The organism is Pseudomonas sp. KCJK9016 (genome assembly GCF_046231795.1).
GTDB lineage: Bacteria > Pseudomonadota > Gammaproteobacteria > Pseudomonadales > Pseudomonadaceae > Aquipseudomonas > Aquipseudomonas bananamidigenes.
This window is the reverse complement of sequence record NZ_JBJJMM010000005.1, coordinates 93,745-117,287: the sequence shown is the minus strand read 5'-3', so window position 1 is coordinate 117,287 and position 23,543 is coordinate 93,745. Positions and strand designations below refer to the sequence as shown.

Here is a 23,543-nt window from a genome sequence, read left to right as displayed (position 1 = left end):
AGGTTTTTCTCCAGATGTCTGGTCGTCAGATCCAGGAATGGCGGGCCGGAAGTTTTCCGTTCAGGCGGTAAGCGCCGACCGCGTGGTATTTCCAGCGCACCGGGTCGTGCAGCGTGTGCACTCGGGCATTGCGCCAGTGGCGGTCGAGGTTGAATTCGGCGAGGGTGGCGCGGCTGCCGGCCAGTTCGAAAAGTTTTTCGCTGGCCAGCAGCGAGATCTCGGTGGTCAGCACCTTGGCTTCGGCCACGGCAATCGAGGCTCGGGCGGCGGACTCGGCAGTCAGCGGTGCAGCGTGCACCTGATCGAGCACTTGCCCGGCCTTGCGCAGCAGCGCTTCGGCGGCGTGCAGTTCGATTTTCAGTTTGCCGATGTCGGCGATCACATAAAGATCGTCGCTGGCGCGCTCGACATTGGCGTCGATCCACGGCCGGGCGCGAGTCTTTACGAATTCGATGGCGTCATCGATGGCGCCGCGGGCGATGCCGGCATCGATGGCCGCCTGAATCAACTGCGACACCGCGCCTTGGGTGTTGGGCTTTTCGTTGATTTTCCAGTTGTCCACCACAAGACCGGCATCGACCCGCACGTTGTGCAGCAGGATCGTGCCGCTGGCGGTGGTGCGCTGGCCGAAACCGGACCAGTCGTCGACGATACGCAATCCCGGTGTGCCGCGCCGGACGAAAGCCAACACCTGCTTGCCTTCATCGTTGAGTGCCTTGACCGCCACCCAGTGGGCAAAAAGAGCGCCGGTGGAATAGAACTTCTGGCCGTTGATCACGTAGTCATCGCCGTCGGCGGTGATGCGCGCTTTCAGCTCCAGAGTGTCTTTGGTGCCACGCTCAGGCCCGGCATTACCGATGCGCCAGCCTTCGAGCACGCTTTGCAGCAACTGTTTTTTCTGCTCTTCGGTGGCACTGCCGAGAATCAGGTTGATGATGCCGAACTGGTTCTGCGGGATCTGGCCCAACGCCGGATCGGCCGCGGAAATAATTGCGAAAACTTCCGCCAGGGTGACGAAGGAAACCTGCGGGCCGCCGTACTCGCGCGGAATCGCAATGCTGCCGAGGCCGCTGCGGGTGAACTGTTCGATTTCCGACCACGGCAGTTTGCGCTGACGGTCGCGTTTGGCGGCCTGCACGCGGGCAACTTGCGCCAGTTCGTGGGCGGCTTCGATGGCTTGAGCGTCGTTGCGCAGTACTTGCGCGGGCAACAACAATGGGGCGATATCCAGGTCACTCTGGACGTTTGCGTCTGCCAGACTGGACATCAGTGCCACTCCCTGGCTGCACGCAATGCCCTGGCGATCTGCACTGGGGTGATTGGGTTCCGGACCATGTTACCTACCTCACATCTCATGAAAAACGCCGCAAAAGCGCGGCGAACGAAAGAATGTCCGGTGGTCCGGTTTATATACCCTAAGCGCGTATAAAATTTAAATAAACTAACTTTTAGGAATATGTATAGAAGATCGAAAGCTCACCTGACCTTCCGCTCCGCTGTTGAGGGTGCGCGCCTTTCTTGCGCTTTCAGACAAGTATTCGCGCCGCCGATCCTCAGCGTTCGTGGGGGTGCCCAGCGCGAGTTGTTGCCGACCCGGTCGATGATGCAATAGGTCACGTCAAGCCGCAGGTCCTCACCTGCTTCGACAATGATTGCCGGTGGCACCCAGACCTGGATTCCCACACCGACACCGGCGTGCGTCACAGGAGGCAGGTCCATCCGCACGTCACCCCAGCGCAGAGTGATTTCATCACCCTCGGCCATGTTCAGGTAAGGCTCGATGGTCAGCGGCACGCCACGCTTGATCTGTCTCGGGTTGATCCCGCGCCGGCGAATGGTCTCGGGAAGATTGACCGGCAGCAGGTACTGATTTTCTTCTGCGCTGCCTGTTGCGAATTGACCGCCCGGGCAGTCGAGTTTCACCTGGAACCGGGCGCCGGACGACAATGCCGGGTTTTTCCCGACCTGCATGACCCGATAGTGCGCACAGGGTGAACCGTTGACGATGAAGCTCTCCGGTACCCTGAGACTGACGGTGTTTCCGACATCACCGGCAGTCAGCACGCGGGAGGCTACATAGCAGTCATCCCAGAACAGCTCGATCAGGTCGCCGCTGTCCATATCGTCGTAGGGTTCTATTTCGACCGACAGGTTGGCGGCCGCCCTGAGGTTGATTCCGACCCCATGGGGCTGCCCCAGGGTGGGTGGAGGCAATAGCGGGATGTTTGAAATGCAGGTCATCGGTTTCTCTCCTTGAAGTCTTGCGGCGAAGTCCGTATCTGAAAGAACGAATGGCGTGAATTAACCGGCAATGAAACTTCGGAGTTTTTTCACGTTTTAAAGTGTCGTGTTGAACTAGCGTGCGCCGGTTGGTGACTAGATAAGAGTTCGCTGGAAGAGGTGTCAAGCGAGTGGATTAGTTAATCCCTGAATTACCGATTAATCAGAAGGTTCCTACATTGGTACAGCCTTTGGCTGATGCTTCACAGGGATGAAGACCACAGATTTCTGCGGTATTTAGCGCGTTTCTCTGGTGTGCTTCTGCGAAGCGGAAACTCAGACCTCGGCGAATTTTACGCACGCGCAACTTGTTGCAGGACATATATATGTACTGTGCTCTCATGGGGTATTGGTTTTCTTTGGAAGAGGGATAGTATTCGGGCGAACGCACTACTTCCGTCCCTGGAAGTGAGTGCTGGCACTTGCGAAGTTATCAGCCGTTATTACGGAACTTGCTGAGAAACTGCCGTGTGCGTTCTTCTTTCGGATTGGCAAACAACGCCTTGGCTTCACCTTGCTCGACGATCACGCCCTTGTCGAAAAACACCACACGATTGGCCACATCACGGGCAAATGCCATTTCGTGGGTGACGATCACCATGGTGCGTTTCTCTTCGGCCAGACCGCGAATGGTCGCCAGCACTTCGCCCACCAGTTCCGGGTCGAGGGCCGAGGTCGGCTCGTCGAACAGGATCACTTCCGGCTCCATCGCCAGCGCCCGGGCAATCGCCACGCGCTGTTGCTGGCCACCGGAAAGGCGCCGTGGGTAGGCGTCTTCCTTGCCCGCCAGGCCGACCTTGGCCAGCAGCTTCTTGCCCAGGGCAATGGCTGCATCGCGAGGCGTCTTCTTGACCACGATCGGGCCTTCGATGACGTTTTCCAGGGCGGTGCGATGGGGGAACAGGTTGAAGTTCTGGAACACGAAGCCCACGTGCTGGCGCAGGTTGCGCACCAGGTTCTGCTGCTGGTTCAGCGGGCGGCTGGTATCGATTTCGATGTCGCCGACCTTGATCCGGCCACTGGTGGGTTGTTCGAGGAAGTTCAGGCAGCGCAGGAACGTGGTCTTGCCCGAGCCGCTGGGGCCGATGATGGCTACGACCTCGCCTTCCTTCACTTCAAGATCGATGCCGTTGAGCACGACTTGACCCTTGAACTGCTTTGTCAGTTTTTCCACGACAATCATGGGGTCAGGACTCCTGGTCGTGCCGATTGACCCGCGTTTCCAGCTTGTTCTGGAAGTGCGACAGCACTGTGGCCAGAATCCAGTAGATCAGCGCGGCGGCAAGATACATGGTGAAGACTTCGAAAGTCCGGGCGGTAATCAGTTGCGCCTGGCGGAACAGCTCCGGTACCTGGATGGTAGCGGCCAGCGCGGTGTCCTTGACCAGTGAAATGAAGCTGTTGCCCAACGGCGGCAACGCCGTGCGCATCGCTTGCGGCAGGATGGCCCGGCGCAGGGTCTGTGCACGGGTCATGCCGATGCTTGCCGCCGCTTCCCACTGACCGCGTTCGATGGAACCGATCGCGGCGCGCAGGATTTCACAGGCGTAGGCGGCCATGTTCAGCGAGAAGCCGATCAGCGCCGCCGGCAGCGGGTCGAGTTCCATGCCCAGTTGCGGCAGACCGTAATAGATCACGAACAGCTGGACCAGCAACGGCGTGCCGCGAAAGAACGACACGTAGATACGGGCCAGCCAGCTGACCGACTTGAAACGCGACAGACGCATCAAGGCCAGGCCGAAACCCAGCAGCAGGCCGAAGAACATGCCGCCCAGGCTGAGGATTACCGTGTAGTACGCGCCCTTCAACAGGAAGGGCGCGGAGTCCAGTGCGAGTTGGAAAGCTGCTTCCATTATTGGGTGACGTCAGCGCTGAAGTATTTTTCCGAAAGCTTTTTCAGCGTGCCGTCGGCACGCAGCTCGTCGAGAGCCTTGTTCACGGCTGCCAGCAGTTCAGGCTCGCCTTTGCGCAGGGCGATACCGGATTCCTGACGGGAGAAAGCCTGGCCGGCGGCCACGGTTTTCGGTGCTTTCTTGGCGTATTCAAGTGCAGCCAGACGGTCGATCAGGATCGCGTCGGTACGACCGTTGTTCAGGTCGGCGAACTTGGTCGGATCATCGTCGTAGGTGCGCACGTCGGCACCCGGTACGTTGGCGCGAACCCACTGCTCGTAGTTGGTGCCCAGGCCTACGCCGACTTTCTTGCCGGACAGGTCAGCGGCGGTCTTGATGTTCAGCGCCGCTTCTTTGCTCTTGAGCACCAGCGCTTGAATACCGGAGATGGTGTACGGTTCGGAGAAGTCATACTTCTTCTTGCGTTCGTCGGAGATGGTCACCTGGTTGACCACCACATCCAGACGCTTGGATTCCAGCGCGGCGAGGATGCCGTCCCATTTGGTTGGCTGAATCTTGGCTTTCACGCCCAGTTTTTGCGCCAGCGCTTCGGAGAGCTCGACTTCGAAACCGTTGAGCTTGCCGTTTTCATCGACGAAGCTGAACGGTGGATAAGTGCCTTCCAGGCCGACGTTGATAACGCCTTTGTCCTTGATCTGTTGCAGTTGCTCACCGGCAACGGCGCTGCTGATCAGACCGGCGCTCAGTGCCAGGCCCAGCGAACCTACCAGCAGATTTCGACGTAGTGCGGAAAGAATCATGACAAGCCCCTGTGTTTTCTTATGGAAGACGCTTAAGGAAAGTTGGCGAATCCGGGAATTGAACGACAGCGCTATCCTGCCTTAAAGCAGCTTATGCGTCTCTCGCGAAATTCGCCTGCGGCGAGACTATATGATTGTTCCTTTAGAATGGAAAATAATGAATTTTATATTTGTTATTCATTTAGTGAATATGTATTCGAGCTGACACTGAACGTTCCCACGCCGGGCGCGGGAACGCATTCAGGCCTACAGAAAATCCTTGTAGGCAAACAAAGCCGGGACGCCGCCGGTGTGCAGGAAGATGATCGGGCCGTCGTCGAAACGCCCGCGACCTATGCCGTCGAGCAACCCGGCCATGGCTTTGCCGGTGTAGACCGGATCGAGCAGCACGGCGTCCTGGCTGGCCAGCAGTTTCACTGCTGCGAGGGTTCCAGCATTCGGCTCACCGTAGCGCGGGCCGAAATACTCGTCCCACAGTTCGACCTTGAAACTCTCCGGCAACGCTACACCCAACAGATCGGCAGTGCGCTCGGCCAGGCCCTGCACTTTAGGGCGCTGATCTTCTTCGCTGCGCGAAACCGTCACGCCGATCACTGGCAGTTGCGGCAACACTTCGCTCAAGGCCAGCGCCAGGCCGCTGTGAGTGCCGGCGCTGCCCGAGGCCAGGACCACGGCGGAAAACTGTAGGCCGGAGTCCTCGATTTGTTGCGCCAGTTCCAGGCCGGCCCTTACGTAACCGAGTGCGCCGATGGCGTTGGAGCCACCGATCGGCACCAGATAAGGCTTCTTGCCGTTGCTGCGCAGGCGCACGGCAAGGGCCGCGAGTTGTTCATCGGCGTTGTCGAGGTTGTCGACCAGCTCGACCTTGGTGTCGAACAGATCCAGCAGCAGGCGGTTGCCGTTGCCGGTGTAGTTGCTGTCTTCGGTGCCCAGCGGGTTTTCCAGCAGGGCGACGCAGCTCAGGCCCAGTTTCGCGGCCAGCGCAGCAGTCTGGCGGACGTGGTTCGATTGCAGTGCGCCGGCGGTGATCAGAGTGTCGGCGCCTTGGGCGAGGGCATCGGCGGCCAGGTATTCGAGCTTGCGCAGCTTGTTGCCGCCCATGGCCAGCGGCGTCAGGTCGTCGCGCTTGATGTAAACGTCGCGGCCGAGCCAGGTGGACAGGCGCTCGAGTTTTTCCAGTGGCGTGGGTTGTCCCAGCAGTTCGAGACGGTTAAAGCGTTGCAGCTGTTGTTTGATCATGAGCCCGTACTGGCGGAGAAAGATCAGAGGACTATAGGCACGCCGATTTACCGGGGCAACCGTCAATCGCTTATAGCTAAATGCGCTTAGGCCAGCACTATCGGTTCTTAATTCGCCTCCGGGGCGTTGCCGTAAAGTAGGGGCCGTTGACGCGGCCAGACAGTCCGGCCGCCCGTGAGGAGTCTTTACCGTGAGCGAGCGTTCCAGCCATTGGCAATTGCAGACCATCGTCAGCCAGCTGCGTACCGCGCGGGATCAGTGGCGTACGCAAAACGGCCGCGCCAGCGGCGAGCAGGGCGGGCGCGAACTGCCGTCCCGTGACGCGATGGCGCAGATTCTCGAAGCCTTGTGCGGCGCGTTGTTCCCGATGCGTCTGGGGCCGGTGGATCTGCGTGAAGAGAGCGAAGATTTTTACGTTGGTCACACACTTGATGTTGCCTTGAACGCACTATTGGCCCAGGCGCGACTCGAACTGCGTTACGTCGCCCGCCATAGCGCCCGGGATGACAGTGAAGTCGAGGCGCAGGCGATCCGCATCATCCAGGATTTCGCCCTGGCATTGCCGGGCCTGCGCAGTCTGCTCGACACCGATGTGCTGGCCGCGTATCACGGCGATCCGGCGGCGCGCAGTGTCGATGAAGTGCTGCTGTGCTATCCGGGCATTCTGGCGGTGATCCACCATCGTCTCGCGCACCATTTGTATCGCGCCGGCCTGCCGCTGCTGGCGCGGATCAGCTCGGAAATCGCTCACTCGGCGACCGGTATCGATATCCACCCGGGCGCACAGATCGGTCGCAGTTTCTTCATCGACCACGGCACTGGGGTGGTGATCGGCGAGACCGCGATCATTGGCGAGCGAGTCAGGATTTATCAGGCGGTGACCCTGGGTGCCAAACGCTTCCCGGCGGACGAGGACGGCCAGTTGCAGAAGGGCCATCCGCGGCATCCGATCGTCGAGGACGACGTGGTGATTTACGCCGGGGCGACGATTCTCGGGCGGATCACCATCGGCAAGGGATCGACCATCGGCGGCAATGTGTGGCTGACCCGCAGCGTGCCGGCGGGGTGCAACCTGACCCAGGCCAATCTGCAGCATGATGACGGGACGCAGAAGTAATTTTCCTGTCCGTTCGTTCCCGCGCAAGGCGGGAACGAACGTCCTCGCCGCAGCGTCATACCCCTCCCTGAGCCAGTGTACGAACGGTACCGCTGAGCCCTGCGATTAGTCCTGAGCGTGCTATCCATGTTTAACTTGAACGTTCATTCAAGTTAAACCGGCGGTTCGCTGCCCGCTCACAACAGGAGGCTTGCCTTTGCTGAGTCCGATCATTTCAGCCATTTTCCAACCCCTTGAGGTGCACCGACCATGAGTGCATCGTCTACCCCCGCCAGCGGCCTGGTACGCATGAATCCGCCAGTGTTCTGGTTCGCCGCAACGGTGATCCTGTTGTTCGGCCTGATCGTTATCGCCATGCCGGAACAGGCCGGTGCCTGGCTGCTTGAAGCGCAAAACTGGGCGGCCAATACGGTCGGCTGGTATTACATGCTCGCGATGACCCTGTATCTGGTCTTCGTGGTGGTCACCGCGTTGTCGGGCTACGGCAAGATCAAACTCGGTGCCGACCACGACGAGCCCGAATTCAGTTACCTGTCCTGGGCCGGCATGCTGTTCGCCGCCGGGATCAGCATCACGCTGTTTTTCTTCTGTGTCTCCGAACCGCTAACCCACATGCTCCAGCCGCCACAAGGCGAGGCCGGCACGGCGGAGGCGGCGCGTCAGGCGATGCAGATCCTGTTTCTGCACTGGGGCCTGCACGGCTGGGGTGTGTTCGCCTTCGTCGGTATGGCGCTGGCGTACTTCGCTTATCGGCACAACCTGCCGCTGGCCCTGCGTTCGGCGCTCTACCCGCTGATCGGCAAGCGTATCAACGGCCCCATCGGTTACGCGGTCGATGGCTTCGGCATCATCGCCACGGTGTTCGGCCTCGGTGCGGACATGGGCTTCGGCGTGCTCCATCTCAACTCAGGTCTGGACTACCTGTTCGGCATCGCCCATACCCAGTGGATTCAGGTCGGTTTGATCACACTGATGATGGGTGCAGCGATCGTCGTCGCCGTCTCCGGTGTGGACAAGGGCGTTCGGGTCATGTCCGACATCAACATGCTGCTGGCCTGTGCGCTGCTGCTGTTCGTGTTGTTCGCCGGTCCTACCCAGCATCTGCTCAACACCCTGATCCAGAACCTCGGCGACTACCTCGGCGCGTTGCCGATGAAGAGTTTCGACCTCTACGCCTACGACAAACCGAGCGACTGGCTCGGCGGCTGGACGGTGTTCTACTGGGCCTGGTGGATTGCATGGTCGCCGTTCGTGGGCCTGTTCATCGCACGAATTTCCCGTGGCCGCACCATCCGCGAATTCGTCTTCGGCGTGCTGCTGATCCCGCTCGGTTTCACCCTGGCGTGGATGTCGATTTTCGGCAACAGCGCCATCGACCAGGTGCTCAATCACGGTATGTCGGCACTGGGCATGTCGGCCCTCGACAACCCGTCGATGACCCTCTACCTGCTGCTGGAAACTTACCCATGGAGCAAAACCGTCATCGCGGTGACGGTGTTTATCAGCTTCGTGTTCTTCGTCACGTCCGCCGACTCCGGCACCGTGGTGCTCTCGACCCTGTCGGCCAAGGGCGGCAACCCGGATGAAGACGGGCCGAAGTGGCTGCGGGTGTTCTGGGGCGCGATGACCGCGCTGATCACCAGCGGGCTGCTGTTTTCCGGCAGCATCGATGCGCTGAAATCAGCGGTTGTGCTGACCTCGCTGCCGTTCTCGCTGATTCTGCTGCTGATGATGTGGGGACTGCACAAGGCGTTCTATCTGGAGTCGCAGAAGCAGATCGCGCAACTGCATTCGCTGGCGCCGGTCTCCGGTTCGCGGCGCGGCAAGGGTGGCTGGCGCCAGCGCCTGAGTCAGGCGGTGCATTTCCCGTCGCGGGACGAGGTGTACCGCTTCATGGACACCACGGTGAAACCGGCCATCGAAGAAGTGACGGCGGTGTTCGTCGAGAAAGGGCTGCATGTCGTTACGCAACCCGATCCGGCCCACGACAGCGTCAGCCTGGAAATCGGACACGGCGAGCTGCATCCGTTCATCTATCAAGTGCAGATGCGCGGCTACTTCACGCCGTCGTTCGCCCGTGGCGGCATGGGCTCCAAGCAGCTCAACAACCGCCGCTATTACCGCGCCGAAGTGCATCTGAGCGAGGGCAGTCAGGACTATGATCTGGTCGGCTACACCAAAGAGCAGATCATCAACGACATCCTCGACCAGTACGAACGGCACATGCAGTTCCTGCATCTGGTGCGTTGATCGGCGCAGGGCGCCGGGACGGATTCAGGTCTCGGCGCTCAGCACCATGAACAACACCAATGCCGCGATCGGCACGCCGAACACGGCGCTGCCAATCGCAATCTCCGACCCCAGCGGCTGCCCGGCGTGCACCACGCCGACCGCGCCGTTGATCACCGTCAACGCCAGCCACAACGCCGCGAAGCCGTAGGCCATGGTCTGGCGACTGAAGCCGATGCGCTCGCCGATGTAGAGCATCAGCGCCAGCAGGATCAGGCCGAAGAAGATGATGATTGCGGTGTGCATGGTGGATATCGCCTGGAGGGTGGGGGATGAGTGAGTGACTTTGCATCTGTTGAGCATAGGTCAGCCTTCGATCCTTTCTCTTGCCAGCCTTCGGGGCTGCATCGACGATGGGCAGATTTTTTTCTGAAACGTTTCAGCAATTGGTCGTATCCCGGGTCTATCGGCGTTCCACACGGCGTATGCTGGGCGGCCTGTGAAAGTCGATACCCGTTCAAAACCGACAAGAGAGGATTCGATGACTTACACCGCTGCCGAAAACCGCTATGACTCCATCCCTTACCGCCGCGTCGGACGCAGCGGTCTGGTATTGCCGGCGCTGTCCCTGGGCCTGTGGCACAACTTCGGCGACAGCACGCCGATCGACACTCAGCGCGCGTTGCTGCGTACCGCGTTCGATCTGGGGATCAACCACTTCGACCTGGCCAACAACTACGGCCCGCCCTACGGCAGCGCCGAGACCAATTTCGGCCGCTTGCTGCGCGAAGACTTCAAGCAGTACCGCGATGAACTGATCATCTCCAGCAAGGCCGGCTGGGACATGTGGCCCGGCCCTTACGGCCAGGGCGGCGGCTCACGCAAATACGTGCTGGCCAGCCTCGACCAGAGCCTGCAACGCCTGGGCCTGGACTATGTGGATATCTTCTATTCGCACCGCTTCGACCCGGACACCCCGCTGGAAGAAACCGCCAGCGCCCTCGCCACGGCGGTGCAGCAGGGCAAGGCGTTGTACATCGGCATCTCGTCGTACTCCGGGGTGAAAACCCGCGAGATCGCCGCGTTGCTCAAAGAGTGGAAAGTGCCGCTGCTGATCCACCAACCGGCCTACAACCTGCTCAACCGCTGGGTGGAAAAGGATCTGCTCGACACCACCGACGAACTCGGCACCGGCGTGATTGCGTTCACGCCGCTGGCGCAGGGACTGCTGACCGACAAATACCTCAACGGCGTGCCGGCGGATGCGCGCGTCAATCGTCCGGGCGGTGGTTCGTTGCAGGCTTCGCACTTGTCCGAGGCGAATATTGCTCATGTGCGGGCGCTGAACGAGATCGCCAAGCGTCGTGGGCAGAGCCTGGCGCAACTGGCATTGGCGTGGACCTTGCGCGATCCTCGGGTGACCTCGGCGCTGATCGGCGCGAGCCGGCCGGAGCAGATTGTCGAGAACGTCGGGGCGTTGAAGAATTTGAGCTTCAGTGCTGAGGAACTGGCGGAGATCGACCGGTTTGCCCAGGAGGGCGGGATCAATCTTTGGGAGAAGCCTTCGACGGCGGAGTAACGTTCAAGCTGTAAAAAGCTTCGCGAGCAGGCTCGCTCCCACATTGGAAAGCGCTTCCCTGTGGGAGCGAGCCTGCTCGCGAAGGCGCCGCTTCAGCGACTGAAGTCTCGACATTCAGCGAAAAAACGGCACATCCCCCAACACCGTCGCCCGCTGCATCACGCGCCGCGCCGGACGGTAATCATCCACCGCGTAATGCTGCGTCACGCGGTTGTCCCAGAATGCGATGTCATCCTTCTGCCAGCGCCAGCGAATGGTGAACTCCGGTCGTGTCGCATGGGCGAACAAGAACTTCAGCACCGCCTCGCTCTCGGTTTCCGACAGTTCATTGATCTTCGACGTAAAGCCTTCGTTGACGAACAGCGAACGGCGTCCGCTTACCGGGTGAGTGCGAATCACCGGGTGCGACAGCGGTGGATTCTTGCGTCGCGCCTCTTCCCACTGCGCCAGGGCTTCTGGCGTATTGCCATAGCGCTCCAGCGGAAACGAGCGGGTGAAATCGTGAGTCGCGGTCAGCCCTTCGAGCATCGCCTTCATCGGCGCCGACAGCGCTTCATACGCGGCAATCCCGCTGGCCCACAACGTGTCGCCACCGAACTCCGGCAACAGTTTGGCGCTGAGCACCGCGCCCATGGCCGGGGTCGGCAGGAAGGTCACGTCGGTGTGCCAGATCGCGTTGTCGCGCACGTCGGTGACGGCGGTGTCGAGGATCAGCACTTCAGGTTGTTCCGGCACGTTCGGGTAGATCGGGTGAATGTGCAGGTCTCCGAAATAGTGGGCGAAGCGTGCCTGTTGCGACGGCTCGATCGGCTGATCGCGGAAGAACAGCACCTGGTATTTGAGCAGCGCCTGCTCAATGGCGTCGCGCTGTTCCAGGTTCAGCGGCTGGCTGATGTCGACGCCGCTGATCTGTGCGCCGAGGGCCGAGCTTAACGGGGTGATGTTCAGACTGCTCATGGTGGTTCTCTTCGAATGCTTGGGGGCATGGTGGGAGCGAGCCTGCTCGCGAATGCTGAGTGTCAGGCGACAGTGCAGTGACTGATCCGACGCTTTCGCGAGCAGGCTCGCTCCCACAGGTTCTTTCTGAAATTTTTCAGTGGGCCTGACCGTGCCACGGCACCAGTTTGCGTTGCAGGGCGCGCAGGCCCATTTCCATGGCGAAGGCGATCAGGGCGATGACGAGAATCCCCAGCACCACCACATCGGTGACCAGGAATTGCGCAGCCGACTGCACCATGAAGCCGAGGCCGCTGGTGGCCGCGATCAATTCGGCGGCGACCAGCGTCGACCAGCCGACACCCAGCCCAATGCGCACACCGGTCAGAATGTCCGGCAGGGCGCTGGGCAAAATCACATGGCGGATCAGTTGTGCGCGAGTCGCGCCCAGAGACTGCGCGGCGCGCAGTTTGGCCGGGTCGACGGTGCGCACGCCGGTGGCGGTGGCAATCGCGATCGGGGCAAAAATCGCCAGGTAGATCAGCAGCACTTTCGACAACTCGCCAATGCCGCACCAGATCACGATCAGCGGCAGATAGGCCAGTGGTGGAATCGGGCGATAAAACTCGATCAGCGGATCCAGCACACCACGGGCTATACGGTTGGCGCCGATGGCAATGCCCACCGGCACGGCGGTCAGAATCGCAAAGCCGAGGCCCAGACCGATGCGGCTGAGGCTGGCGCCCAGATGCTGCCACAACGTTGAATCCATGTAGCCCGTGGTCGCCAGCAACCAGCCTTTTTGCAGCACGGCGGACGGTGGTGGCAGAAACAGCGGTTCGATCAGACCGGTGGCGGTCACCGCCCACCAGATCACCAGCAACGCGAACAAGGTCAGCAGGCTGATCCAGCGGGTGCTGAGGCTGCGACGCACGGGAATCACCACCGAGGTGGCGGCGGGTTTCACTGCGGTGGCGGAAACGTCGTAACTGCTCATGCGCGCTCCTGCCGTTGAACGGCGCTGCGTTGCGAAAACACTCTGGCGAGCACGTGTTCGCGGGTTTCGATGAAGCGCGGATCGGACTTGATCGCCCGCGCCGATTCACCGGCGGCGTAGCGCTTGCCGAAATCCAGATGCAGGCGTTCGACGATCTGCCCCGGATTCGGTGCCAGCAAAATCAGGTCGGTGGCGAGGAACACCGCTTCTTCAATGTCGTGGGTAATCAGGAACACCGGTTTGGCGGTGCGTTGCCAGACCTGCAGCAACAGTTCCTGCATCTGTTCGCGGGTAAAGGCATCGAGGGCGCCGAAGGGTTCGTCCATTAGCAGCACTCGCGGGTCGGCGGCAAGGGCGCGGGCCAGGCCGACACGCTGCTTCTGACCACCGGAGAGCTGCCAGATGCGGCGGTATTCAAAGCCGGAGAGATCGACCAGCGCGAGCATTTCTCGCGCGATCTGTTCGCGTTTTTCCTTGGCCACACCGGCCAGTTCGAGACCGAAGGCAACGTTGGCCAGCACGTCCTGCCAGGGCAGCAGGGCGTCGTCCTGGAACACCACACCGCGCTCGGCGCTCGGGCCTTTGACCGGCACGTTGTCGAGGGTGATGCGGCCGGCGCTCGGTTCGACGAAACCGGCAATCAGGTTCAACAGCGAAGTCTTGCCACTGCCGGACGGGCCGAGGGCCACCAGCAGTTGCTGAGGGCCGAGGGTCAGGGAAATGTCGGACAGAACCGGTTCCGGGCTGCCGGGATACTGTGCGCTGATGCGCTCCAGCTGTAGCAGGGCCATCGCAATTAACTCCGGATCAGTTGGTGATGTACTTGGGGGTGACGTACGGCGCGTAGTCCGGCAGAACCGCTTCGACCTTGCCTTGTTCCTTGAGGAACGCTGCGGTGTCGGTGATGGCTTTGGTGGTCGGCGCACCGAGGTCACTGACCTGATCCGCCGCCAGCGGGTAGACGTTGCCTTGCAGCAGCAATGGAATGTCGCTGGCCTTGGCACCGGAGAGCTTCACCAGTTTGTCGACGTTGCTCTGGTTGGCGATCCAGGCTTTCGGGTCTTTGCGGTAGTCGGCGTAGGCGTCGAGGGTGACCTTGGCGAATGCGGTGACGATTTCCGGATGCTTCTCGGCGAAGTCCTTGCGCACGATCCAGGCGTCGAAGGTCGGCGCACCGAATTTGGCGAGTTCGCCGGAGGTGATCAGCACTTTGCCGTTTTCCTTGGCCACACCCAGCGCCGGATCCCAGACGTAGGTGGCGTCAATGTCACCGCGTTTCCACGCGGCAATGATCGCTGGCGGGGCGAGGTTGAGGACGGTGACTTTGGAAGGATCGATGTTCCAGTGCTTCAGCGCGGCGAGCAGGCTGTAGTGGCCGGTGGACACGAACGGCACGGCGATTTTCTTGCCGACCAGATCCTGCGGCGTCTTGATGCCGGAGCCGTCGCGGGCGACCAATGCTTCGGCGGCGCCGATCTGGGTGGCGATGAGGAAGGTTTCTACCGGGACTTTGCGGGTGACGGCAGCGGTCAGCGGGCTGGAGCCGAGGTAACCGATCTGCACATCGCCGGAGGCGATGGCCGAGATGACGTCCGCGCCGTTGTCGAACTTGCGCCAGCTGATGTCGGCCTTGGTGGCTTTCTCGTAGGCGCCATCGGCCTGGGCGACTTTAGCCGGGTCGACGGTGGTCTGGTAGGCGACGGTCAGGTCGGCGGCCTGGGCCAGGAAGCTCGCGGCAGCCAGAGAGGCCACGGCCAGCAGGCGAAGCGGTACATTCAGTTTCATAGAAGAGCTCCATATCAGGCGACCGGGCGTCGGCATGAAAGGAGACTAAATGATCTAAGAAACTAAAAATAAATAACTTTTTAGACTTAGCTTATGAGCAGAAAAATTTGAGCGTGACCGCTGGGCGGCCATTCGCGAGCAGGCTCGCTCCCACAGAAGACTGCGATCTGATGTGGGAGCGAGCCTGCTCGCGAAAAGGTTCGAAGAACCTTCTGATGTCAGTTGCTGATCGCCAGAATGCTCGCCTGGTACGACCCGACAAACACGTCAAAATCGCCGACCTCGTTCTGCTCCAGCTCAGCCTGCTGCGCCAGCGACGAGCGTGCCAGTTCTTCGAACTTTGCTTGCTCGTCAGCGGCCAACGGCTCGCTGCGGAAGAACTCGGCGTGAACCTGGCTCTGCCGCAGGGAGAATTGCGCGAAGCTTTCCTTGTGTTCGGTCATGGCTGCCAGCACCTGGGCCGATGGCGTCAGTGTCGAGTCCCTGACCTTGGCCAGTTGCGCGTCGAGGGCCTTGCTGTGGGCATCGCCGCCATGGCTCTGATCGAGCATCGCTGCCAGCGGAGCAATGTTTTCCAACAGTTCTGTCGCCCATTCCTTCAAATCGACTGGCTGGCCATCACGCTGCAGTTGCAGGCCCGGACGCCGACCTTCCTTGACCACGCTGAGGAAGTTGGAAGTGGCATTGCCGCAGCTGATGTTGGTCAGCAGCGGGCTGTCGTTCAACGCGCAGTACAACAGGAATGCGTCGAGGAAGCGCGACTCGGTGACGTCAATGCCCATCGGCAGGAACGGGTTGATGTCCAGGCAGCGCACTTCGACGTACTGGATGCCACGGGCCATCAGGGCCTGAATCGGCCGCTCGCCGGTGTAGGTCACGCGTTTCGGGCGGATATTGGAGTAGTACTCGTTTTCGATCTGCAGGATGTTGGTATTGAGTTGCACCCATTCGCCATCCTGGTGCGTGCCGATTTCCACGTACGGTGCGTACGGCGTGGCCACAGCCTTGCGCAGACTGTCGGTGTAGCTCGACAGGTCGTTGTAGCACGGGGTCAGGCCCGCCTGGGCGTTGCTCTGGTAACCGAGGTCGCTCATGCGCAGGCTGGTGGCGTAGGGCAGGTACAGGGTGTCCGCATCGAACTGTTCCAACTGGTGCGGACGGCCCCGCAGGAAACCTGCATCCAATGCCGGCGAAGCGCCGAACAGGTACATCAGCAGCCAGCTGTAGCGACGGAAGTTGCGGATCAGCGCGATATAGGATGACGACTGGAAATCCCGGTCGGTGCCGACGAAGCCTTCGGCTTCTTTGAGCAACGGCCAGAGCTTTTCCGGCAGGGAAAAATTGTAGTGAATCCCGGCGATGCACTGCATGGTCTTGCCGTAACGCAGGGCCAGGCCCTTGCGGTAGACGTATTTGAGCTGACCGATGTTGGAGGTGCCGTAATAGGCGATCGGGATGTCTTCCTCGGCCGGCAGCGGGCACGGCATCGATGGACTCCACAGGTACTCGTTGCCGAGCTTGCTGTAGGCGAAGCGATGAATCCTGTCCAGGCTGGCCAGGGTATCGGCCGGGTCGGACAGGGCGGGGGTGATGAATTCCAGCAGCGACTCGGAGTAGTCGGTGGTGATCTGTTCGTTGGTCAGCGCGGAACCCAGGCTTTCGGGGTGCGGCGTTTGCGCCAGTCGACCCTCGCCGGTCACGCGCAGGCATTCGCGTTCGATGCCGTGCAGACACTGTTGGAGCAGGGAGAGGTTGGCGCGCTCACCGAGCAGAGCCAGGCGGCGGTTGAGAAGTTCGCTCAATTTGGATTCCTTCACGCGTCAGTCGCCCCAATATGGGGGTGGGCAGGACGGTCTACAAGGGTGAAGTTGAAACTGGCGTTTTCGCCTGGTTTTGAAGCGGCAGGCCATTTGCCGGTCAGTCAATAACTGCGCAATCCTTGTGGGAGCGAGCCTGCTCGCGAAGGCGGTTTGTCAGGCAATATTTTCATCGCTGATACACCTACTTCGCGAGCAGGCTCGCTCCCACAGGGGTCGTTGCGCCGAAATTAACCCAAATCGATGACGACTAGCTACAAGACAGCGAACGTGCCTTGTGCTTTTGCGACCAGTTTGTCGCCCTGCATCACGTCGGCTTCGACCACCAGCGTGCGCCGGCCCGGGTGGATCACCCGGGCCGTGCAGATCACCTCGCCTTCGGAGACGGCGCGGATGTAGTTGATCTTGCACTCGATGGTCGCGCTCTGCTGGTCAAAGCCGTGGGTGCTGGAGCAGGCCAGCCCCATGGCGATGTCGACCAGACTGAACAGCGCGCCGCCGTGCAGCTTGCCACCGCGGTTGCGCAGTTCCGGTTCCAGCGCCAGGGCGACTTGCGCCACCCCGGTTTCCAGGCTGTGCAGGCGACAGCCCAACAACTTGAAAAACGCGCTCTCGACGAGCCCGGCCGGAATTTCCATCAGCGTTTCTTCAACTGCTTGGCGTTGGCGAACAGCGAGGCCATGGCGTTGTTCGCCGGGGCAGCCGGGGTGCTCTCCTTGCGCGGAGCCGAACCCTGCGACTGGCGTGGCGCCGAGCCCGGACGCGAGCCGCGGGCACCGTCGACTTTCTCGCCCGGGGTGTCGCTCATGCGCATCGATAGGCCGACGCGTTTGCGCGGGATGTCGACTTCCATGACCTTCACTTTCACCACGTCACCGGCCTTCACCGCTTCGCGTGGGTCCTTGATGAACTTCTCCGACAACGCCGAGATGTGCACCAGACCGTCCTGGTGAACGCCGATGTCGACGAACGCACCGAACGCTGTGACGTTGGTCACCACGCCTTCGAGGATCATCCCCGGTTGCAGGTCTTTCAGGTCCTCGACGCCTTCCTGGAACTCGGCGGTCTTGAACTCCGGACGCGGGTCGCGGCCCGGTTTTTCCAGTTCCTGCAGGATGTCGGTGACCGTTGGCAGACCGAAGGTCTCGTCGGTGAATTTCTTCGGATCCAGACGCTTGAGGAACCCGGCGTCGCCGATCAGCGAGCGAATGTCGCGGTCGGTTTCGGCGGCGATGCGTTGCACCAGCGGGTAGGCTTCCGGGTGAACGGCCGAAGCGTCCAGCGGGTTGTCGCCGTTCATCACGCGCAGGAAGCCGGCGGCCTGTTCGAAGGTTTTCTCGCCCAGACGCGCGACTTTCTTCAGCGCGGCGCGAGTCTTGAACGCGCCGTGTTCGTCACGGTGAGTCACGATGTTCTGCGCCAGGGTCGCGTTGAGGCCGGAGATCCGCGCCAGCAGCGCCACCGACGCGGTGTTCACGTCCACGCCCACGGCGTTCACGCAGTCTTCGACCACGGCATCCAGGCCACGCGCCAGTTTCAATTGCGACACGTCGTGCTGGTACTGGCCGACACCGATGGATTTCGGATCGATCTTCACCAGTTCGGCCAGCGGGTCCTGTAGGCGACGGGCGATGGACACGGCGCCACGGATCGACACGTCCAGATCCGGAAACTCCCTGGCTGCCAGTTCCGATGCCGAATACACCGATGCGCCGGCTTCGGAGACCATGACCTTGGTCATTTTCATCGCTGGATATTTTTTGATCAGCTCGATGGCCAGCTTGTCGGTTTCACGGCTGGCGGTGCCGTTGCCGATGGCGATCAGGTCAACCGAGTGCTTGGCGCACAGGGCGGCCAGAATCGCGATGGTCTGGTCCCATTTGTTGTGCGGCACGTGTGGATAGACCGTGGTGTGGTCCAGCAGCTTGCCGGTGGCGTCGACTACCGCAACCTTGCAACCGGTGCGCAGGCCCGGGTCGAGGCCCAGGGTGGCGCGTGGGCCGGCCGGAGCGGCCAGCAGCAGGTCGTGCAGGTTGTGGGCGAAAACGTTGATCGCTTCGGCTTCGGCGCCGTCGCGCAGTTCGCCCAGCAGGTCGGTTTCCAGGTGGGTGTAGAGCTTGACCTTCCAGGTCCAGCGCACCACTTCACCCAGCCATTTGTCGGCTGGACGGTTCTGGTTCTGGATGCCGACGTGCTGGCCGATCATGCCTTCGCACGGGTGCAAAGTGCCCGGCAGCTCTTCGCCGACTTTCAGCGCGGAACTGAGAATGCCTTCATTGCGGCCACGGAAAATCGCTAGCGCGCGGTGCGACGGCACGCCTTTCAGCGGCTCGTCGTGTTCGAAGTAATCGCGGAACTTGGCGCCTTCCTCCTCCTTGCCGGCGATCACGCGGGCACTGAGGGTGGCTTCCTGCTTCAAATAGTTGCGCAGTTTTTCCAGCAGGTTGGCGTCTTCGGCAAAACGCTCCATGAGGATGTACTTGGCGCCTTCCAGCGCAGCCTTGATGTCCACCACGCCTTTTTCGGCGTTGATGAAGCGCGCGGCCTCGGTCTCCGGGGCCAGGTTCGGGTCGTTGAACAGGCCGTCGGCCAGCTCGCCGAGGCCGGCTTCCAGGGCGATCTGGCCCTTGGTGCGGCGTTTTTGCTTGTACGGCAGGTACAAGTCTTCGAGGCGTGTCTTGGTGTCGGCGAGTTTGATTTCGCGCTCCAGCTCAGGGGTGAGTTTTCCCTGCTCCTGAATGCTGGCGAGGATGCTGACGCGCCGTTCGTCGAGTTCTCGCAGGTAGCGCAGACGCTCTTCCAGATGACGCAGTTGAGTGTCATCGAGGCTGCCGGTCACTTCTTTCCGGTAACGGGCGATGAAGGGAACTGTTGAGCCTTCATCGAGTAGCGCGACGGCCGCTTCGACCTGTTGCGGGCGTACGCCGAGTTCCTCGGCGATGCGGCTGTTGATGCTGTCCATAAAACCACCTGACAAATTGTGAAAAGCAGGCTCGCAGGCACGTAAATGAAGGCCCGGAGTCTGGTGGGGCGGCTCGCTCACGGCCGCTGCCTGGGTCAAAAGGCATTCCGTTGACCCGTGAAATCGAACAATTACTGCGACGCCCATGAAAATAAGGGACGGCCACCTGCGGTAACGATTCAGACGTTGCCTGACTCAAAAGGCCGCGCATTATAACCGGCGTTCTGTCATTCGGGGGCGACACGGTCTGTAGGCTCAAGCCCCGGTTTTCTGGCAGTGAAGGAAAAATCTGCTAACAATGCACACGGTGCGTATAACGGCAGCTACGCCATAATGCGCGCCGAGCTAAAAGGAGCATCCAATGAGCAGCACTGCACAAACTGCTGAAGGCGAAAAAATTCTTATTGTTGACGACGATCCGGGGCTGAGCAGCCTGCTGGAACGCTTCTTCGTCAGCAAGGGCTACCGTGCCCGCGCCGTACCGAACACCGAGCAGATGGATCGTCTGCTGTCTCGTGAAGTATTCAACCTGGTCGTTCTCGACCTGATGCTGCCGGGCGAAGACGGTCTGACCGCTTGCCGTCGCCTGCGTGGCGCGAACAACCAGATCCCGATCATCATGCTTACCGCCAAGGGGGACGAGCTGAGTCGTATCAAGGGCCTGGAACTGGGCGCCGACGACTACCTGGCCAAGCCGTTCAACCCGGACGAGCTGATGGCCCGCGTCAAAGCCGTGCTGCGCCGTCAGGCTGCACCGGTGCCGGGTGCGCCGGGCAGTGAAGAGGAAAACGTCACGTTCGGCGACTATGTGCTGTCCCTGGCCACCCGCGAACTCAAGCGCGGTGACGAAGTACACATGCTCACCACCGGTGAGTTTGCGGTGCTCAAGGCTTTGGTGATGAATGCCCGTCAGCCGCTGACCCGCGACAAACTGATGAACCTGGCCCGTGGCCGGGAGTGGGATGCCCTGGAGCGCTCCATCGACGTGCAGATTTCCCGTCTGCGCCGGATGATCGAACCCGATCCGTCCAAGCCGCGCTACATCCAGACTGTCTGGGGCGTGGGTTATGTATTCGTGCCGGATGGCAACTCCACCAAGTGACGGCTGATTTGCAGGAGCGGGTCCGGGGGCAAACGCGAAGCGCTGCGCCAACAGACCCGCTATCTGCAATATGCGAGCATTGCTCGCTCCTGCAAGCGCGTAGCGGTTATCCATGAAAACCCCTGTCTGGTTCCCCCAAAGCTTTTTCTCCCGCACCCTCTGGCTGGTGCTCATCGTCGTATTGTTCTCCAAGGCCCTGACCCTGGTTTATCTGCTGATGAACGAGGACGTGCTGGTTGACCGTCAGTACAGTCACGGCGTCGCCCTGACGCTGCGTGCCTATTGGGCGGCCGATGAAGAAAACCGCGCGAAGATCGCCGATGCCGCGACCCTGATCCGGGTGATAGGTGCAGGCGTGCCGGAAGGCGAACAGCACTGGCCCTACAGTGAGATCTATCAGCGGCAGATGCAGGCGGAACTGGGGGCCGATACCGAAGTCCGGCTGCGCATGCATTCACCGCCGGCACTGTGGGTGCGTGCACCAAGCCTGGGTGATGGCTGGCTGAAAGTGCCGCTGTATCCGCATCCGTTGCGCGGCCAGAAAATCTGGAACGTGCTCGGCTGGTTCCTTGCCATCGGTTTACTCTCGACCGCCTCTGCATGGATTTTCGTCAGCCAGCTCAACCAGCCCTTGAAGCGTCTTGTTTATGCGGCGCGGCAACTGGGGCAGGGCCGTAGCGTGCGTCTGCCGATCAGTGATACACCCAGCGAAATGACCGAGGTGTATCGCGCCTTCAACCAGATGGCCGAAGACGTCGAACAGGCCGGGCGTGAGCGCGAGCTGATGCTGGCCGGTGTTTCCCACGACTTGCGCACGCCACTGACACGACTGCGGCTCTCGCTGGAATTGATGGGCGACCGCACCGACCTGACCGACGACATGGTGCGCGACATCGAAGACATGGACGCGATTCTCGATCAGTTCCTCGCGTTCATTCGTGATGGTCGGGACGAGTCGGTGGAAGAAGTTGATCTGAGCGATCTGGTGCGTGAGGTCGCAGCGCCATACAACCAGAGCGAAGAGAAGGTGCGCTTGCGTCTGGAACCGATCCAGCCGTTTCCGCTGCGCCGCGTGTCGATGAAACGCCTGCTGAACAACTTGATCGGCAATGCCTTGAACCATGCGGGAGGCAGCGTCGAAGTCGCGGCCTACGTGTCGGGTGACAACAGTGCGCCGTATGTGGTGTTGAGCGTGATGGACCGTGGGGCGGGGATCGATCCGTCGGAGCTCGAGGCGATCTTCAACCCTTTCACCCGTGGTGATCGCGCACGAGGCGGGAAGGGCACCGGGCTGGGGCTGGCGATCGTGAAGCGGATTGCATCGATGCACGGTGGCAATGTCGAGCTGCGCAACCGTTCCGGTGGTGGGCTGGAGGCGCGGGTGCGGTTGCCACTGGGATTGATGCTGCCAAGGGATGCCGTTTGAGAGCAGCTCCGAGCCGCAAGCAAAAGCCGATTTTGCTCGCCGCTTGCAGCTCGTAGCTCGCTGCTGTTTTTTTATCCTTTGCCCTTGGTGCGGGTCATGTTCGGGCCACCGTTCTTTTCGAGGTGCTCGATGATGATCCCTGCCACGTTCTTGCCGGTGGTGGTTTCGATGCCTTCCAGACCCGGCGATGAGTTCACCTCCATCACCAGCGGTCCGTGATTGGAGCGCAGGATATCCACGCCTGCCACCGTCAGACCCATCACCTTGGCGGCGCGCAGTGCGGTCATGCGCTCTTCCGGGGTGATCTTGATCAGGCTGGCACTGCCACCGCGGTGCAGGTTGGAGCGGAATTCCCCCGGCTTGGCCTGGCGTTTCATCGCCGCAATCACCTTGTCGCCGACCACGAAGCAGCGGATGTCCGCACCGCCCGCTTCCTTGATGTATTCCTGCACCATGATGTTCTGCTTCAGGCCCATGAACGCCTCGATCACCGACTCCGCCGCCGTCGCGGTTTCGCACAGAACCACCCCGATGCCCTGGGTGCCTTCGAGCACCTTGATCACCAGCGGCGCGCCGTTGACCATGTCGATCAGGTCGGGAATGTCGTCGGGCGAGTGGGCGAAGCCGGTCACCGGCAGGCCGATTCCGCGACGTGACAACAGTTGCAGCGAACGCAGCTTGTCCCGGGAGCGGGCGATGGCTACCGATTCATTGAGAGGAAAAACCCCCATCATTTCGAACTGACGCAGTACCGCGCAGCCATAGAACGTGACCGATGCACCGATCCGCGGAATCACCGCATCGAAACCTTCCAGCGGCTTGCCGCGATAGTGGATCTGCGGTTTGTGGCTGGCGATGTTCATGTAGGCGCGCAAGGTATCGATCACGACCATTTCATGCCCGCGTTCGGTTCCGGCTTCGACCAGACGGCGGGTGGAATACAGACGCGGATTGCGCGACAGCACAGCGATCTTCATGCAACACCTGTGGAGGAGGTAGATACCGGGAACACCGGCTTGTCTTGTACATACTTGATGCCCGGATTGACCACCAGCTGGCCGTCGATCAGGGCTTTCGAGCCGAGCAACAGGCGATAGCGCATGGACTTGCGGCAGGCGAGGGTGAATTCCACCGGCCATACCCGGTCACCGAGGGCCAGTGTGGTGCTGATCACGTAGCGCACCTGGGCCTGGCCGTTGGAGCTCTTGATGGTCTTGCGGGTGACCAGAGGCGCTTCGCAACGCCGGTGACGCAACTGCACCACCGTGCCCAGATGCGCGGTGAAACGCACCCACTTCTCGCCGTCCCGTTCGAACGGTTCGATGTCGGTGGCATGCAGGCTGGAGGTGCTGGCGCCGGTGTCGATTTTTGCCCGAAGGCCTGCGACTCCCAGATCCGGGAGCGCCACCCACTCGCGCAGA

The 23,543-nt window shown here is 61.1% G+C and carries 21 protein-coding genes; 5 read left to right on the top strand and 16 right to left on the bottom strand.

What is annotated here, in order from left to right:
* Positions 1-25: 25 nt before the first annotated feature.
* From ACK6BI_RS06595 to ACK6BI_RS06570, 6 genes are all read right to left on the bottom strand, one after another.
* Positions 26-1,267, bottom strand: a complete 1,242-nt coding sequence (locus tag ACK6BI_RS06595) for an SfnB family sulfur acquisition oxidoreductase (RefSeq protein WP_409316414.1) — start codon at positions 1,265-1,267, stop codon at positions 26-28.
* Positions 1,268-1,476: 209 nt separating this feature from the next.
* Positions 1,477-2,241, bottom strand: coding sequence for a hypothetical protein (locus tag ACK6BI_RS06590; RefSeq protein ID WP_409316413.1), 765 nt, complete (start codon positions 2,239-2,241; stop codon positions 1,477-1,479).
* A gap of 472 nt (positions 2,242-2,713) precedes the next feature.
* Positions 2,714-3,463: an L-cystine ABC transporter ATP-binding protein TcyN gene (gene tcyN / locus ACK6BI_RS06585; protein ID WP_409316412.1), complete on the bottom strand. Its 750-nt coding sequence runs from the start codon at positions 3,461-3,463 to the stop codon at positions 2,714-2,716.
* A gap of 4 nt (positions 3,464-3,467) precedes the next feature.
* On the bottom strand, positions 3,468-4,133 hold the full coding sequence (gene tcyL / locus ACK6BI_RS06580) for a cystine ABC transporter permease (RefSeq protein ID WP_409316411.1): 666 nt from the start codon (positions 4,131-4,133) through the stop codon (positions 3,468-3,470).
* Positions 4,133-4,933 carry a cystine ABC transporter substrate-binding protein gene (gene tcyJ / locus ACK6BI_RS06575; protein ID WP_409316410.1) on the bottom strand — a complete coding sequence of 267 codons (801 nt, stop codon included), beginning with the start codon at positions 4,931-4,933 and terminating at the stop codon, positions 4,133-4,135. Before tcyJ ends, tcyL begins: the two co-directional genes overlap by 1 nt.
* Before the next feature lie 246 nt (positions 4,934-5,179).
* Positions 5,180-6,172, bottom strand: coding sequence for a D-cysteine desulfhydrase (locus ACK6BI_RS06570; RefSeq protein ID WP_409316409.1), 993 nt, complete (start codon positions 6,170-6,172; stop codon positions 5,180-5,182).
* Between the two features lie 190 nt (positions 6,173-6,362).
* Here ACK6BI_RS06570 and epsC point away from each other — a divergent pair, with 190 nt between their 5' ends.
* Positions 6,363-7,289: a serine O-acetyltransferase EpsC gene (epsC, locus tag ACK6BI_RS06565; protein ID WP_085712695.1), complete on the top strand. Its 927-nt coding sequence runs from the start codon at positions 6,363-6,365 to the stop codon at positions 7,287-7,289.
* Between the two features lie 288 nt (positions 7,290-7,577).
* Positions 7,578-9,539, top strand: coding sequence for a choline transporter BetT (gene betT / locus ACK6BI_RS06560; RefSeq protein ID WP_409316495.1), 1,962 nt, complete (start codon positions 7,578-7,580; stop codon positions 9,537-9,539).
* A 24-nt stretch (positions 9,540-9,563) separates the two neighbouring features.
* On the opposite strand, the gene ACK6BI_RS06555 is transcribed toward betT, so the two are convergent.
* Positions 9,564-9,824, bottom strand: a complete 261-nt coding sequence (locus tag ACK6BI_RS06555) for a hypothetical protein (RefSeq protein WP_265812660.1) — start codon at positions 9,822-9,824, stop codon at positions 9,564-9,566.
* Between the two features lie 235 nt (positions 9,825-10,059).
* On the opposite strand from ACK6BI_RS06555, the gene mgrA reads away from it, so the two are divergent.
* Positions 10,060-11,097: an L-glyceraldehyde 3-phosphate reductase gene (mgrA, locus tag ACK6BI_RS06550; RefSeq protein ID WP_085684181.1), complete on the top strand. Its 1,038-nt coding sequence runs from the start codon at positions 10,060-10,062 to the stop codon at positions 11,095-11,097.
* A 114-nt stretch (positions 11,098-11,211) separates the two neighbouring features.
* Here mgrA and tauD read toward each other — a convergent pair whose 3' ends face one another.
* From tauD to ACK6BI_RS06515, 7 genes are all read right to left on the bottom strand, one after another.
* Positions 11,212-12,054 carry a taurine dioxygenase gene (gene tauD, locus ACK6BI_RS06545; protein ID WP_409316408.1) on the bottom strand — a complete coding sequence of 281 codons (843 nt, stop codon included), beginning with the start codon at positions 12,052-12,054 and terminating at the stop codon, positions 11,212-11,214.
* Between the two features lie 136 nt (positions 12,055-12,190).
* Positions 12,191-13,030, bottom strand: a complete 840-nt coding sequence (gene tauC / locus ACK6BI_RS06540) for a taurine ABC transporter permease TauC (RefSeq protein ID WP_064382739.1) — start codon at positions 13,028-13,030, stop codon at positions 12,191-12,193.
* A complete protein-coding gene (gene tauB, locus ACK6BI_RS06535) occupies positions 13,027-13,821 on the bottom strand; it encodes a taurine ABC transporter ATP-binding subunit (RefSeq protein ID WP_409316407.1) in 795 nt (264 codons plus the stop codon). The genes tauC and tauB overlap by 4 nt, the downstream gene beginning before the upstream one ends.
* A 16-nt stretch (positions 13,822-13,837) precedes the next feature.
* Positions 13,838-14,815 carry a taurine ABC transporter substrate-binding protein gene (gene tauA, locus ACK6BI_RS06530; RefSeq protein ID WP_114881015.1) on the bottom strand — a complete coding sequence of 326 codons (978 nt, stop codon included), beginning with the start codon at positions 14,813-14,815 and terminating at the stop codon, positions 13,838-13,840.
* A gap of 218 nt (positions 14,816-15,033) precedes the next feature.
* Positions 15,034-16,617, bottom strand: a complete 1,584-nt coding sequence (gene gshA, locus ACK6BI_RS06525) for a glutamate--cysteine ligase (protein WP_409316406.1) — start codon at positions 16,615-16,617, stop codon at positions 15,034-15,036.
* 269 nt (positions 16,618-16,886) lie between these two features.
* Positions 16,887-17,270: a PaaI family thioesterase gene (locus tag ACK6BI_RS06520; protein WP_085684169.1), complete on the bottom strand. Its 384-nt coding sequence runs from the start codon at positions 17,268-17,270 to the stop codon at positions 16,887-16,889.
* Positions 17,270-19,594 carry a Tex family protein gene (locus ACK6BI_RS06515; protein WP_409316405.1) on the bottom strand — a complete coding sequence of 775 codons (2,325 nt, stop codon included), beginning with the start codon at positions 19,592-19,594 and terminating at the stop codon, positions 17,270-17,272. Before ACK6BI_RS06515 ends, ACK6BI_RS06520 begins: the two co-directional genes overlap by 1 nt.
* Before the next feature lie 361 nt (positions 19,595-19,955).
* On the opposite strand from ACK6BI_RS06515, the gene ompR reads away from it, so the two are divergent.
* Together ompR and ACK6BI_RS06505 are read left to right on the top strand one after the other, a co-directional pair.
* Complete coding sequence (ompR, locus tag ACK6BI_RS06510; RefSeq protein ID WP_007952694.1) at positions 19,956-20,696, top strand: two-component system response regulator OmpR; 741 nt, start codon at positions 19,956-19,958, stop codon at positions 20,694-20,696.
* Between the two features lie 112 nt (positions 20,697-20,808).
* Positions 20,809-22,122 carry an ATP-binding protein gene (locus ACK6BI_RS06505; RefSeq protein ID WP_065257795.1) on the top strand — a complete coding sequence of 438 codons (1,314 nt, stop codon included), beginning with the start codon at positions 20,809-20,811 and terminating at the stop codon, positions 22,120-22,122.
* Between the two features lie 71 nt (positions 22,123-22,193).
* Here the strand turns inward: ACK6BI_RS06505 and rimK are convergent, their stop codons facing one another.
* Positions 22,194-23,099 carry a 30S ribosomal protein S6--L-glutamate ligase gene (rimK, locus tag ACK6BI_RS06500; protein ID WP_065257794.1) on the bottom strand — a complete coding sequence of 302 codons (906 nt, stop codon included), beginning with the start codon at positions 23,097-23,099 and terminating at the stop codon, positions 22,194-22,196.
* Positions 23,096-23,542, bottom strand: a complete 447-nt coding sequence (locus ACK6BI_RS06495) for an ATP-dependent zinc protease (protein ID WP_169432582.1) — start codon at positions 23,540-23,542, stop codon at positions 23,096-23,098. Before ACK6BI_RS06495 ends, rimK begins: the two co-directional genes overlap by 4 nt.
* Between the last annotated feature and the right edge of the window lies 1 nt (position 23,543).